The following is a 1696-nucleotide window of genomic DNA, read 5'->3' as shown; positions in this document are numbered from 1 at the left end:
TTGCAATCATTTTTATGGTCGTTGGGGCCTTGGGTATGATTGCCGGTTTTCTAAACGCACCAAGCTCTAAAGAAGAAGTTAGAGAAATGCTGGCTCAACAAGAGGCTCATCACGGTCAAGTTGAAGAAGTCCATCACGATGAAGAGCAGGTGTACCATTTGTACCACCAATTGCAAAACAAACCTTGGTCTGCTGTTTATGTGGCTGCCTTTTTCTTCTTTATGATAGCTCTTGGTGTTTTGGCGTTTTATGCCATTCAACATGCATCACAGGCAGGATGGTCGCCGGTACTATACAGGGTGATGGAAGGCATCACCGGATATTTGTTGCCAGGTTCAATTATCATGTTTTTATTGCTTGTGCTTTCTGCTTTAGGTGTCAATCACATTTTCCATTGGATGGACGCCGCATTGTTTGATCCCGAAAGTGAAAAATATGATTTCATCGTTGCAAACAAAGCAGCGTGGCTCAACACTCCCGGATTTTTAATAAGGGCTGCCATATATTTGATTGGATGGAACCTGTACAGACATTACTCAAGAAAATATACCCTTAAACAAGACGAAGAAGGTGGAACTCACTGGTTTAAAAAGAACTTTAAGATTTCAGCCGGATTCCTGGTGTTCTTTATCGTTACCGAGTCTATGATGTCTTGGGACTGGATTATGACCTTTGACCCACACTGGTTCAGCACCCTGTTTGGCTGGTATGTATTTGCCGGAATGATGGTCTCTGCCATAACTGTAATTGCAATGGTTGCGGTGTATCTGAAATCTCAAGGTTATCTGGAATATGTAAACAACAGTCACATACACGATTTGGCTAAATATATGTTTGCGTTCAGTATATTCTGGACCTATCTGTGGTTTTCACAATTTATGCTGATTTGGTATGCAAATATCCCCGAAGAGGTGACCTATTTTGTTTCAAGAATTGAAGATTACAATTTGTTGTTCTTTGGAATGTTGGCACTTAATTTTGTATTTCCTTTGTTACTTTTAATGAACAGCGACTTTAAACGTGTCAACTGGTTGGTAATAGGAACAGGGATTATCATCTTAATTGGGCATTACATTGATGTTTATGTAATGGTTATGCCGGGAACTGTGGGTCAATCATGGCACATCGGATTACCTGAAATAGGAGCCTTATTATTCTTCTTTGGGTTATTTGTGTTTGTAGTTTTTAACTCCTTGACAAAAGCACCACTTTTAGCAAAAGGAAGTCCGTTCATTGAAGAAAGCAAACATTTTCATTATTAATTAAGAACTGTAAAGAACCAATATAAAAATGACAGGATTTTTAGTTATAGCCGTTTTAGTACTCTTTGCTGTAGCTGTATGGCAAATGAATAAAATATTTCAGTTGTCACAGGTCGGTAAAGGTGATGATTCTCAAATAGCAAATGATAAGGATAACAGCTTCAACGGAAAGATGATGCTTTATTTCCTCATTTTTTTCTATGTTTTCCTGGTTTACGGATTTTGGGAGTGGTCTAAAGTTTTATTGCCGGAGGCAGCTTCAGAGCACGGTAAAGACGTTGACCTTTTGATGCTCATTTCTATGGTCATCATTATGTTTGTTCTGGTGATTACCCAGTTTTTACTTCACTATTTTGCTTTCAAATACCGCGGAAAAAAAGGACAACGTGCTGTTTTCTTTGCAGACAATGACAAACTCGAATTTATTTGGACCA

Annotated in this window: 2 protein-coding genes; both read left to right on the top strand. The window is 38.7% G+C overall.

Going from position 1 to position 1696, the window contains the following annotated elements:
• Window positions 1-1262 (top strand): quinol:cytochrome C oxidoreductase (locus AC6F75_RS14615; protein WP_500715825.1); only part of this gene is annotated, 1262 nt, incomplete at its 5' end.
• A 28-nt stretch (window positions 1263-1290) separates the two neighbouring features.
• Window positions 1291-1696 (top strand): cytochrome c oxidase subunit II transmembrane domain-containing protein (locus AC6F75_RS14610; protein WP_500715824.1); only part of this gene is annotated, 406 nt, incomplete at its 3' end.

The organism is Planktosalinus sp. (assembly GCF_059864935.1).
Note: the sequence above shows the minus strand (reverse complement) of the source record. Positions and strands in the feature narration are given on the sequence as shown.